This window comes from Bifidobacterium sp. LH_450 (assembly GCF_056356715.1).
This window is the reverse complement of sequence record NZ_JBKEUU010000003.1, coordinates 291,194-303,010: the sequence shown is the minus strand read 5'-3', so window position 1 is coordinate 303,010 and position 11,817 is coordinate 291,194. Positions and strand designations below refer to the sequence as shown.

The 11,817-nt window shown below is 65.9% G+C and carries 10 protein-coding genes; 9 read left to right on the top strand and 1 reads right to left on the bottom strand.

All coding sequences use genetic code 11. The annotated features are described in order from the left end of the window. The first annotated feature begins 256 nt into the window (after positions 1–256). Positions 257–1,654: an ATP-binding protein gene (locus AC1AXT_RS05910; protein WP_476541947.1), complete on the top strand. Its 1,398-nt coding sequence runs from the start codon at positions 257–259 to the stop codon at positions 1,652–1,654. A 28-nt stretch (positions 1,655–1,682) separates the two neighbouring features. Here AC1AXT_RS05910 and AC1AXT_RS05905 read toward each other — a convergent pair whose 3' ends face one another. Continuing rightward, the gene (locus tag AC1AXT_RS05905; protein ID WP_476541945.1) at positions 1,683–3,122 is read right to left on the bottom strand and encodes an HAD family hydrolase; all 1,440 of its coding nucleotides are present in this window, start codon (positions 3,120–3,122) and stop codon (positions 1,683–1,685) included. 255 nt (positions 3,123–3,377) lie between these two features. Here AC1AXT_RS05905 and AC1AXT_RS05900 point away from each other — a divergent pair, with 255 nt between their 5' ends. The 8 genes from AC1AXT_RS05900 to gatB all read left to right on the top strand — a co-directional run bounded on the left by AC1AXT_RS05900 (position 3,378) and on the right by gatB (position 11,752). Next, a complete protein-coding gene (locus AC1AXT_RS05900) occupies positions 3,378–4,721 on the top strand; it encodes a DNA recombination protein RmuC (protein WP_476541943.1) in 1,344 nt (447 codons plus the stop codon). 44 nt (positions 4,722–4,765) lie between these two features. Next, complete coding sequence (locus AC1AXT_RS05895; protein ID WP_476541942.1) at positions 4,766–5,419, top strand: orotate phosphoribosyltransferase; 654 nt, start codon at positions 4,766–4,768, stop codon at positions 5,417–5,419. A gap of 1 nt (position 5,420) precedes the next feature. Continuing rightward, positions 5,421–6,116 (top strand): TrmH family RNA methyltransferase, encoded by a 696-nt coding sequence (locus AC1AXT_RS05890; protein ID WP_476541940.1) that lies wholly within the window; start codon positions 5,421–5,423, stop codon positions 6,114–6,116. A 230-nt stretch (positions 6,117–6,346) separates the two neighbouring features. Then, on the top strand, positions 6,347–7,399 hold the full coding sequence (locus tag AC1AXT_RS05885) for an ABC transporter ATP-binding protein (protein WP_476541938.1): 1,053 nt from the start codon (positions 6,347–6,349) through the stop codon (positions 7,397–7,399). Continuing rightward, positions 7,396–8,295, top strand: a complete 900-nt coding sequence (locus AC1AXT_RS05880; RefSeq protein ID WP_476541936.1) for an ABC transporter permease — start codon at positions 7,396–7,398, stop codon at positions 8,293–8,295. Before AC1AXT_RS05885 ends, AC1AXT_RS05880 begins: the two co-directional genes overlap by 4 nt. 85 nt (positions 8,296–8,380) lie before the next feature. Further along, positions 8,381–8,677 carry an Asp-tRNA(Asn)/Glu-tRNA(Gln) amidotransferase subunit GatC gene (gatC, locus tag AC1AXT_RS05875; protein WP_476541935.1) on the top strand — a complete coding sequence of 99 codons (297 nt, stop codon included), beginning with the start codon at positions 8,381–8,383 and terminating at the stop codon, positions 8,675–8,677. Between the two features lies 1 nt (position 8,678). Further along, positions 8,679–10,229: an Asp-tRNA(Asn)/Glu-tRNA(Gln) amidotransferase subunit GatA gene (gatA, locus tag AC1AXT_RS05870; protein ID WP_476541933.1), complete on the top strand. Its 1,551-nt coding sequence runs from the start codon at positions 8,679–8,681 to the stop codon at positions 10,227–10,229. 23 nt (positions 10,230–10,252) lie between these two features. After that, positions 10,253–11,752, top strand: a complete 1,500-nt coding sequence (gene gatB / locus AC1AXT_RS05865; RefSeq protein ID WP_476541931.1) for an Asp-tRNA(Asn)/Glu-tRNA(Gln) amidotransferase subunit GatB — start codon at positions 10,253–10,255, stop codon at positions 11,750–11,752. Positions 11,753–11,817 lie beyond the last annotated feature (65 nt).

The window sequence follows — 11,817 nt, the reverse complement described above, 5'->3', positions numbered from 1 at the left end:
TCCCGGCTGAGCGAATGAAGGGGGGGAGGACCCAATGGGTCCTCCCCCTTTTCTGTTTGTGCCGAAGGAGCGCCGGCCGCTGGCAGATAGGTTCTGGTTGTTGTTGCGCCTGAAAGCAGGAGTGGGGCGGTCTGGGAAATAGGGGGGGGGCGGTGTGTGAGCTGCTGACTCCCTCGGGCTGTGAAGTTATAGTTACGACTATTATAGTTACGACTATAATAGTCGTAACTATAATAATTGGCGGCGGGAGGTTCGGATGTCAGATGCGCGGTTTGTGGGGCGCGAGCGGGAGCTGGCCATGCTGGAGGAGCGGTATGAACGCGGCGACCAGCAGACAGTCGTCGTCTATGGGCGCAGGCGCGTGGGCAAGACGTCGCTCATCCGGCAGTTCACCGACGGCAAGCCCACGCTGTGGTTTACGGCGAGCGAACGCAGCGATGAGAACAACCGCCGCGACCTCGCCGCAGCCGCCGCACGCTTCTTCGGGGAACCCGACCCCATCGGCGCACCGCCGTCATGGCTCGACCTGTTGCGGTACATCGCCCAGAAAGGCGAGCAGTTCGGCCATTTCATCTTCGTGTTCGACGAGTTCCCCTACGCCGCCGAAGCGGAGCCGTCCTTGCCGTCGGCCATGCAGATCGTCCTCGACCACGACTTCGCAGGCGTGTTCACCGTCCTGTGCGGCAGCAACCAGGGATTCATGGAGAGCGAGGTGCTGGGATCGGAAAGCCCGCTGTTCGGTCGCCGCACGGCGCAGATCAAGCTTAAGCCGCTGCCGATGAACGAGGCCGTCAAACTCATGCCGTCCAATGCCACCTGGCAGGAACGGTTCGAATACTACGCCGCGTTGGGCGGAACGCCATATTATCTGCGGCAGCTTCGGGAGGGCGATTCGTTCGCCGAAAACATGACGGCACTGTGTTTCGACGAACTCGGACCGCTGTTCGACGAGCCGATCATGCTGCTGCGGGAGGAACTGCGTGAGCCGAACGTCTATCGCAGCGTGCTCGAGGCGATTGCGCACGGCGAGACGAAGGCGAAGGGAATCGCCGAACGTGCCGGGATTGCGGTCGGTAGCCTGCCGTTCTATTTGAAGACGCTCGAGGAACTCGGCCTGGCGCAACGCGACCTCCCGTTTGGTGACGCGTCGGTGAAATCGAGGAAAGGGCAGTACCATATCACGGAACCGTTCTTTGCCTACTGGTTCCGGTTCGTCGGGCCGTCGATCGGCGCAATCGAGCGCGGCGACGGCGACGCAGCCGCGGTGATCGGCACTCAGGGTGAGGTATTCGACACGTACGTCGGTCAGCAGTTCGAGAAAATCTGCGAACAGTGGATGCTGGCGGAACGGCGCGCGGGACGGCTGGATATCCTGCCGTCGAAGGTCGGGAAATGGTGGGGAACGGATCCGACGCGCAAGGAGCAGACCGACATCGATCTCATCATCGAAGACGACGTCAACGGCAAGATGATTTTCGGCGAATGCAAGTGGCGCAACTCGCTCGACGCCACCGAGGCGGTCGAGCGGCTGCGGCACCGCGCGACGCTGGTGAGTGGCCCCGCCGACCGCCAGTACTATCTGTTCACGAAGTGCGAGGTGCCTCAGATTGACGGGGTGACGGTGGTGCAGGCGGCAACGATGGTCGGGGAGTAGAGGGCCGAGCCCCTCCGGGTAATCTCGGCTAGCGGGAATTCCTGTCTAGGTAGTGACGCATGCGTAGGGAGTTGAGGAGGACAAAGACGCTGGAGAGGAGCATCGCCACGGCGGCGAGCATCGGGTTGAGTAGCCAGCCGGTGAACGGGTAGAGGACGCCGGCGGCGATCGGGATGCCGATGACGTTGAACACGAACGTCCACACGAGGTTTTCCTGCACGTTGTGCACCGTCGCCCGCGACAGCCGCATGACGTCGAGGATGCGCGACGTCTGCGCGCCGGCGATGACGATATCCGCGTCCTCGGCGCCGCCCAACGTTTCGTAGGCGTTGCCGGAAGCCGCACGGGAAGAATCTTGGATGGCTTCGCTGCCGGAACCCTGCGGGACGTAGGTGATGGCGATATCGGCGGCGGCGCGGATCTGCGGGGCTTCGCCGGGCAGCGCAACGAACGCGATGAGCGCGCCGCGGCTCGCCGTCGCGTGGAAGTGCTTGAGCGCCTGCAGTTCGGTGGCCACCGCGGCCGGCGACGCGACGTCGAGCACGCTGGTGCGGATGCCGCTCTTGTTCAGCTGCGCCATCGCTTCCTTCGCCTGCGCGGCGACGGCCGACGAAAAGACGACGGAGCGGATGTTCGCGGCGTTCTGCAGCGCGGCGGCGGAAGAAATCTCGATGCCGGCGCGGCGTGCTGAATCGAGCGCGAGCGATGCCGACAGCGGCGACGCCCAGCCAAGCGCGCACGGGCAGGCGATGATCAGCACGCTGATGCCGGTAATCAGCGCGGTCGGCAGGTGCGGCGCGGGGCTGAACAGCAGCCAGACGGCGAACGTCCACACCGCGACGATCAGGATGACCGGCACGAAGACGCGCGCGATGTCGTCGGCGCGCTGCTGCAGCGGGAACGATTGCGCGGCCGGCAGCCAGCGTTCGGTGACGAAACGCGCCAGCAGGACCAGCGTCGCGATGACGCCGACGAATTCGAAGTATGTTTGCCGCATGCCGGCCGGCACCGCGGCCGCGGCGACGCAGATGAGCAGCGAATAGGCGTACGCGGCGATCATGCCGATGGACGCGAGCGAATCCATGTTCGGATGGCGGTGGCGGATGGCGCGCCAGCCGTCGGTGTGGATCGGGTAGGCGCAGTAGAACATGACCGGCGTAATGGCGATGGCCTGCAGCCAGCGGTTGACGGTCCACGGAGGCACCGTCGCGCCGAACAGTCGGAAGACGAGCGGCAGCAGCACCAGCGCCGTCAGGACCGCGCTGATGACGATGCGCTTGGCGAGCAGCCGGTGCGCTTGCGTTGCGTCCGCGGTTGCGCTGGGCTGTATACGAGATTCGGCGGCCGGTTTCGTGCCGTTTCCGGCTTCGGCGTCGCTGGAGAAGAAGAAGCGGGCGATCAGCACCGTCAGCAGCGCGGCGGCTACGAACAGCACGACCGCTATGAAGATGTTGAATCCTATCGCCATTGCTCCGTCCTTTTTTCGCGGGGATTGGTTGTTTGCCACGTCCACTCTACGCGAGGGGCTGCGTTGGCGGCAACGGCCTCAAGGATGAGGTGTTGGCCGGATGGTCCGCGAGGCGCCGGATGGTGTGCCGGATGAGGGCGCGCGGAACCGGTGGGCGGCGCGTTGGGCCGCGTGGATGCGGAGGAATGGCGGAATCTGGCGGCGTTTGGGGGATGTGATTTGACGGGTGGCGCGTTGCGCGGTTCAATAGAACATATGTTCGATAATCCGTTTGTTGCGCTCGTGCTGTTCGTGCTCGTCGCCGCGCTAGGCGTGGCGGCTGGCTTCGTCGTGGGAAAGGGGCAGGCCCAGGAGGCCAATCGCGGCCTGAACGCCGGCGAGCTCGACGAACTCAAGGCGACGGCTTCACGTGAAACGCAGCGTGCCAACGGGCTGGAAACGACATGCGCGCAGCTGCGCGCGCAGGCTTCCGGGCTCGAGCAGCAGCTGTCGTTCGTCAAATCGCAGCTGGCGCAGGCGCAGCAGGCCGAGCAGATCCGCATGGAGCGGGAGCGGGAACGCGCCGCGCAGGAGGCCGAGCGCAGGCAGGCCGAGCAGGCGCAGGCGCTTGAGGAGCAGGGCAAGGTGCTCGAGGCGCTCGCGCCGGTGCAGCAGAACCTCGATGCATTGCAGCGCAAGGTCGTGCAGATCGAGGAGGGCCGCAAGCAGGAAATGGGCGCGCTCGGGGCGCAGCTCAAGGGGCTGGGCGAACAGCAGGCGCGGCTCGACAAGGAAACCTCGGCGCTCTCGTCGGCGCTGCGCAACAACAAGGTGCGTGGCGCGTGGGGCGAAGCGCAGCTGAAGAACATCGTCGAGTCGGCCGGCCTGATCGAGCACGTCGATTTCGATACGCAGGTCGTCGTGCAGAACGCCGAGGGTGAGACGTTGCGGCCCGACATGGTCATCCACCTGCCGGGCGGCAAGACGATCCCGATCGACGCAAAGGCGCCGTATGCCGACTACCAGCGCGCCTGCATGATCCCCGACACCGCTTCCGAAGAGGAGCTCAAGCGCAAGAACGAGCTGCTCGCCTCGCATGCGAAAGCCGTGCGCGAGCACGTCAAGGCGCTGTCCGACAAGGCGTACTGGAACGCGCTGCCATCGTCGCCGGACTTCGTCATTGCGTTCATCCCCAACGAATCGCTGCTGCAGGCGGCGATGGAGGCCGATCCGACGCTGATGGACGACGCATTTGCGCGCAAGGTGGCGCTGACGAGCCCGGTGACGCTGTGGGCCGTGCTCAAGTCGGTGGCCTACGCGTGGCAGCAGCAGTCGCTGACCGACGACGCGAAGATGCTGTTCGACGTTTCACGTGAACTCTACGAGCGGTTCGCCGTGCTGGGGGAGCGCGCGACGGGCCTTGGCAAGGCCATTTCCAAAACGGTCGCCGAATACAACAAGTTCGCCGCGTCGCTGGAATCGCGCGTGCTCGTGTCGGCCCGCAAGCTGCAGAAGCTCGAGCCGTCGAAGGTCATCGAGCAGCTCGACATCATCGACTCCGACAAGGGCGACATCCGCGAGCTGACCGCTCCGGAAGTGCAGCCCGCTGCCGGCGAGTAAGGCCCGATTGCGCTATGGCGGCGGCGCCGACTACGCTGGGGCCTATGGCACAAGAAGCACCTGCGTTCCGCAAGACCGGCGAGGCCCCGGCGAAGGCCGACGACGTGCAGTTCGCGTCGCTCGAACCGCGCGAGCAGCTTGAATCGCTGCTGCGCGAGCATATGAAGGACCGTCCGTTCTCCGAGCTTTCCCCGGTGGTATTCGACCACCGCGCCACGCCGCTTATCGGCCACATCCTGCTCGATACGCTCGAGGAGCAGGGCTTCGGCGTCGACGATTTCGACGCGGTGGGCGCATTGACTGCCGCAGCGGTGCCGTTGGTATGCGCCGTCATGCAGGCCGCCGCCTCGCGCGGCGAGGATGTCGACGGCTTCGTGATGGATTTCGTCTATCCCGCCATCAAGGGGCCGTCCATCGAAGGCAAGCGCGTCGTGCTGCTCGATTCGTGGCTGTCCGAAAAGTCGTATGTGCAGACCTCGTCGCTGGTGACGCTGCGCAACGGCAACGAGCTGAGCCTGGACTTCGGCGTCGTGGAGGCACAAGGCGCGACGGCAGTGGCCGTATGCTCGCTCATTGGCGGCGTCGACATGGACAGCCCGGTCATCAAGGTCGTCAACCCGGTCAGCGGCGACGAACGCACGCTGCCGTTCGTCGAAATCTTCCACGAATCCGAGCTGCGCGCAACGGAAGGCGAGTAGATTGCACGAACCGAATCCCATCGACGTCGCGGCGAAGGCGTCCGGCGAACCGGTGTTCCGCGAGGTCGGCGTCGGCCCGTGGGCTGAAACCCACCCCGGCGAGCCGCGCCCCGACGACCCGGCGTCGCCGAACTACGACGCCCGCTACGATTCCGCGCTGCTTGACGAAGGCGACCGGCGCAACGTGCTCGACCGGTTCCGCTACTGGAGCGTCGACGCCATCAAGGCCGAGCTGGACGCCCAGGGGCGCCACGGATTCGAAGTGGCGGTGGAGAACTGGACCCACGATTTCAATATCGGTTCGATGGTGCGCACCGCCAACGCGTTCACTGCGAACGCCGTGCACATTGTTGGCCCGCACAAATGGAACCGCAAGGGCGCGCTGATGACCGAGCTCTACCAGCACGTCGACAACTTCCCGTCCATCGACGCCCTCGTCGCCGACTGGCGCGACAGGGCCGGCGACGCGAAGGTGATTGCGCTCGACATTGTGCCCGGGGCCGTGCCAATCGAAACGTATGAATTCCCCGAACGCTGCCTGATGCTGTTCGGCGCCGAAGGACCGGGCCTGTCCCAGAAGGCGCTGGAACTGGCCGACGACGTCGTGTACATCTCCCAGTTCGGCTCGGTGCGTTCCATCAATGCCGGCGCCGCCGCGGCCGTGGCGATGCACTGCTACATCGCGCAGCACCGGTAATCGCGCTTCCTTCCTGCAAAAGCCGGGCTGCATTGGCCGCTTTCCGGGGAGTTTCTGGAGGAACGGGTCTCGGGGCGATCCCCTCGTTCTGGGGTCATACGTCGCTGGGAGGAGGGCCGGCGATGCCCCCGCGCTTCCAGCTACGCCGGAAGGATGATTTTGTTCCGGAATCGTCCACGGCAGGGGCAAACGGTGCGTTTTGGCACGCGAAGTCCTGTACGCTCGGGGCCATGATCGAAATACAGAACATCAGCAAGCGGTTCGGTGGCCGCCAGGTGCTGGACCACGTGTCCTTCACCGCCGCCGATGGCCGCGTGACCGGCTTCCTGGGGCCCAACGGCGCCGGCAAGTCCACGACGATGAAGGCGGCGCTGGGCCTGGTCAGGCCCGATGAAGGGCGCGCGCTGATCGACGGCGCGCCGTTCGCCGCCTCCTGCACGCCGATGCGTTCGGTCGGCGCCGTGCTCGACGCGAAGGCCGCGCACAAGGGCCGCACCGCGTATGCGCATCTGGCGGCGCTGGCCTGCACGAACAACATCCCGCTCTCGCGCGTCGACGAGGTCATCGAGCTCACCGGGCTGGAAAGCGTGCGCAACCGCAAGGCCGGCGCCTTCTCCCTGGGCATGAGCCAGCGCCTGTCCATCGCGGCGGCGCTGCTGGGCGACCCGAAGAACCTGATCCTCGACGAGCCGATCAACGGCCTCGACCCCGAAGGCGTCAAGTGGGTGCGCGACCTGTGCCGCCGGTGCGCCGCCGAAGGGCGCGCCGTGCTGCTGAGCTCGCATCTGATGAGCGAAGTGGCGCTGACCGCCGACGACCTCGTCATCATCGGCGAAGGCAGGATCCTCGAATGCACGACCGTCTCCGACTTCGTCACCCGCCATTCGAAACGCTCGCTGGAAGTGGTGACGCCGGAACCGGCCAAGCTCGAGCAGATCTTCGCCAAGGCGCCGGAAGTCAACCTGCGCCGCCTGCCGCTCAAGGACGCGATGCCGGCCGACGCGGCGGCCTATGAAATCCAGGGCGCCGACATGGTGGCCTGCGCGCATGTGTTCGCCCAGGCGCAGCTCGTGCTCTACCGCTTCGGCGAGAACAAGGCGTCGCTCGAGGACGCCTACATGGCGCTGACGCATTCGCATGCGCAGTACGTCGCCAAGGAATTCGATCCGGCCATGGGCGCCATGCCCAACCAGCCGCAGCCGATGGCGGGCGCCCCGGCCATGCAGCCGGTCCAGCCGATGCAGCCCAATGCCCAGCAGACTACGCAGGAGGTGCGCCGATGAGCGCCGCAGCAATGAACATGCCGGTCCGTGCCGCCGGCCTCGCCAAATCGCACGCCTCGTTCGGAGGCGCCATCCGTTCCGAATGGCGCAAGGCGCTGAGCCTGCGCTCCACCTGGGTGCTGCTCATCCTCAACGCCGTGCTGCTGGCATTCGGCGGCGCGTTCTTCGCATGGGCCTACACGGTCTTCATGACGGACGGCGAGGGATCCGCCATGCTGGCGGGCGACCAGTTCTGGTATGCGGTGACGTCAATGACCACCAACTGCATGATCGTTGTCGGCATCTACGGCGTCATGGCCATCACCACCGAATACTCGACCGGCTCGATCCAGGCGTCGCTGACCGTCGACCCGAACCGCGTGCGCTTCTTCAGCGCCAAGGGCGTCGTGACCGCGCTGCTCACGTTCGCCTCGTCGCTGGTCGGCGTACTCATTTCGTGGGGCCTGGTCAGCGCGATCCTCTCGAACGTCGAGATCCTGCCGCTGGGAGCCGGCGAAGCGGCCATACCGTGGGTCAAGATCCTTGGCGCCCCGGCGATGCTGGCGCTCGCCGCGCTGATTGCGCAGGGACTGGGCGGTCTGTGCCGTTCGACGGTCGGCGGCCTGTTCGCCTACCTCGGCCTCATCATGATCGTGCCGACGGTGCTGCAGGTCGGCATGTATGGCGGCCAGAAATTCGCCTGGACGCAGTCGCTGGCGCATGTGCTGCCGGATGCGGCGACGGGAATCTTCATTGAAGGCGGCGGCGAGTCGATAGCGTCGTCCACGGCCGGGTATTTCGAAGAAGGCACCGTCTATACGCCGCTGTGGTGGCAGGCCGGGCTGATCGTGCTCGCCTGGGCGGCCGTCTGCTACGCCATCGGCCTGCTGACGGTACGCAGCCGCGACCTCAAGTGAATCTCAAAGTAAATCTCAATCCGACGTCGGGGGCTGCTTCGGGCAGCCCCTTCGCCGTCACAAACGGCTCGTATAGTTAGGGGCTATGCCAACATTTACACGCGAAGAGATAGTGCATCTGGGCAATCTGGCCCGCATTGCGCTCACCGAAGAGGAGATCGTCCGCATGCAGGACGAGCTCAACGTCATTGCCGACTCGATCGACAAGGTGCAGGAAGTGGCGACGGCCGACGTGCCGCCGACCGCGAACCCGGTGCCGCTCGAGGCGTACCTGCGCCCCGACGTCGCCGGCCCGACGCTGAGCCAGCACGAAGCCATCGAAGGCGCGCCCGTTAAGGAAGACGGGATGTTCGTGGCGCCTCGCATTCTGGGGGAGGAGTGAGATGAGCGCAACCGAAGAACTGGTCAAGCTGTCGGCCGCCGAAATGGGCGAGAAGGTGCGCGCGAAGGAAGTGTCGAGCCGCGAGCTCGTCGACGCGCATCTGGAAGTCATCGACGCGGCGGAACCGGGCATCCGCGCGTTCCTCAAGGTCGCCGAACGCGAAGCGCGCGAGCAGGCCGACGCCTACGACTCGCTGCGTGATGAAGAGAAGGCCGAGCTGCCGCTGCTGGCGGGCGTGCCGATCGCGATCAAGGACATGATCGTCACCAAGGGCATCGAAACGACCGCCGCCTCGCGCATCCTCGAAGGCTGGGTGCCGCCGTACGACGCCACCGTCATCGAGAAGCTCAAGGCCGCGCACATGCCGCTGCTGGGCAAGACGAACCTCGACGAGTTCGCGCAGGGCTCCTCCACCGAGCACTCCGCCTACCAGACCACCTGCAACCCGTGGGATACCGAACGCGTTCCCGGCGGCTCGGGCGGCGGTTCGGCCGCTGCCGTCGCCGCGTTCGAAGCGCCGCTGGCGCTCGGCACCGACACCGGCGGCTCGATCCGCCAGCCCGGCGCCCTGACCGGCACCGTCGGCGTCAAGCCGACCTACGGCGGCGTCTCCCGCTACGGCGCCATCGCGATGGCGTCCTCGCTGGACCAGATCGGCCCCGTCTCGCGTACCGTGCTCGATTCGGCGCTGCTGCAGGAGATTATCGGCGGCAACGACCGCCGCGACTCCACGTCCATTCCGGAAGGGCCGCGTCCGATGGTGGCCGCCGCCCGCGAAGGCATGAAGCGCGACCTGAAGGGCATGAAGGTCGGCCTGGTCAAGGAGCTCTCCGGCGACGGCTTCCAGCCGGGCGTCAGCAAGCGCTTCGACGAAGCCGTCAAGAAGCTCGAGGAGATGGGCGCCGAAGTGGTGGAGGTCTCCTGCCCGCACTTCGAGTACGCGCTCGGCGCCTACTACATCATCATGCCGTCCGAAGTGTCGTCGAACCTTGCGCGCTATGACGGCATGCGCTACGGCATGCGCGTCATGCCGCCGGTCGACGTGCCGCAGACGGCCGCCAACATGATGAGTTACACGCGCGAAGCCGGCTTCGGCGACGAAGTCAAGCGCCGCATCATCCTCGGCACCTATGCGCTGTCCGCGGGCTACTACGACGCGTGGTACGGCTCGGCGCAGAAGGTGCGCACGCTGATCATCGACGACTTCAAGAAGGCGTTCGAACAGGCCGACGTGCTCGTCTCGCCGACCAGCCCGTCCACCGCGTTCAAGTTCGGCGAGAAGATGGACGACCCGCTGGCCATGTACATGAACGACATCGCGACGATTCCCGCCAACCTCGCCGGCGTGCCGGCCATGAGCATCCCCGCCGGTCTGTCCGACGACGGGCTGCCGGTCGGCTTCCAGTTCATCGCGCCGCAGCAGCGCGACGAAGTGATGTACAAGCCGGCCGCGGCGCTCGAAGCGGCGCTCGCCGACGCATGGAACGGCCCGATCTGGCAGGACCTCAAGACCCCGTGGCTTGATGGCCTGGCCGACGTCAAGAAGAACTGAACGGCGGAAGGAAAGAACGCATCATGGCAGAAAAACTGATGAAGTACGCCGACGCCGTCAAGGAATACGACGTCGTCTTCGGCCTCGAAACCCATGTGGAGCTCAGCACGAACACGAAGCTGTTCTGCCCGGCACACATCGAGTTCGGCGGCGAACCGAACACGCAGCTGACCCCGGTGAGCCTCGGCCTGCCCGGCTCGCTGCCCGTGCTCAACGAGGCGGCCGTGGACTACGCCATCAAGCTCGGCCTGGCGCTGCATTGCCAGATCAACGAGTGGAGCCAGTTCGCCCGCAAGAACTACTTCTACCCGGACATGCCGCGCGACTACCAGATCTCGCAGTATGACAAGCCGACCAACGGCGAAGGCTACCTCGACGTCGAGCTCGAGGACGGCACCGTGTTCCGCGTGCCGATCGAGCGCGCGCACATCGAGGACGACGCCGGCAAGAACACGCACGTCGGCGGCGCCGACGGCCGCATCGAAGGCGCCGACCACTCGCTCGTCGACTACAACCGCGCCGGCGTGCCGCTGATCGAGATCGTCACCAAGCCGATCGAAGGCGCGGGCGACCGCGCTCCGGAAATCGCGGGCGCCTACATGCGCGCCATCCGCGACATCGTGCGTGCGCTGAACATTTCGCACGCCCGCATGGAGCAGGGCAATATGCGCGCCGACGTCAACGTGTCGCTGCGCAAGAGCCCGGACGACCCGTTCGGCACCCGTTCGGAAACGAAGAACGTCAATTCGTTCCGCGGCATCGAGAAGACGCTGCAGTACGAGATCCGCCGCCAGGCCGCCGTGCTCGACGCCGGCCACGAAGTGCTGCAGGAAACCCGCCACTGGGACGAGGCGAGCCAGACGACGGCCGGCGGCCGCGTGAAGTCCGACGCCGACGACTACCGCTACTTCCCGGACCCGGACCTCGTCATGCTGCACATCACGACGGAGCACATCGAGCGCATCAAGGCGCAAATGCCGGAAATGCCGCGCGAACGCCGCAACCGCCTCAAGGGCGAATGGGGCTTCAACGACGTGGAGATGCGCGATGTCGTCAACGCCGACGCGCTTGACCTCATCGAGGAAACCGTCGCGGCCGGCGCTACGGCTGCCGGTGCCAAGAAGTGGTGGCTCGGCGAGCTCTCCCGCGAAGCCAACGCCAAGGGCGTCTCGCTCGAAGAGCTGCCGATCACGCCGGCCGAAGTGGCCGAGGTCGAGAAGCTCATCGCCGACGGCAAGCTCAACGACAAGCTTGCCAAGCAGACGGTAGCCGGCGTGCTCGCCGGCGAAGGCACCCCGGCCGAAGTCGTCGAGAAGCACGGCTTCAAGGTCGTCTCCGACGATGGCGCCCTGCAGGCCGCCGTCGACGAGGCGCTCGCCGCCAACCCCGACATCGTCGAGAAGCTCAAGGGCGGCAACATGAAGCCGATGGGCGCGATCATCGGCGCCGTCATGCGCGCCACGAAGGGCCAGGCCGACGCCAAGGCCGTCACCAAGATCGTCATGGAGAAGATCAACTCCTGACGGTTTGCGCGTGCAATGCGAATGCTCAAGGGAGGGCGCCCCTGCGGGGACCCTCCCTTTCGCAT